This is a genomic window from Gilvimarinus sp. 1_MG-2023, assembly GCF_030548285.1.
In genome coordinates, this window is the sequence record NZ_JAUOSC010001046.1 from 1 (window position 1) to 270 (window position 270).

Annotated in this window: 1 protein-coding gene; it reads right to left on the reverse strand. The window is 56.3% G+C overall.

What is annotated here, in order from left to right:
- A partial coding sequence (locus tag Q4563_RS20060; RefSeq protein ID WP_303605765.1) for an aromatic-ring-hydroxylating dioxygenase subunit beta occupies positions 1 to 270 on the reverse strand: 270 nt, incomplete at both ends.

The following is a 270-nucleotide window of genomic DNA, read 5'->3' on the forward strand; positions in this document are numbered from 1 at the left end:
GGCACCAGCCTGTAAGTCACGTCACCGTAGAACTGCTCGGTCATACCCATGCGGGTAAATACGGTTTGCCACTTGGCTTTGACGTCCAGAACGTCGTTGTCCAGCTTGCTGATGCGGACGTTGTGGACCTGGTGCTGGGTACGCGGTAATGGTACGGAAGCCGCGGAATTACCGGTTTGCAGGCGGAAGATCCGGTCTTCGAGGCCGGAGCGGGTCGGGTAATACATCAATGACAGACCGGTTTTCGGATCAGTGGTCACTTCGTATTCC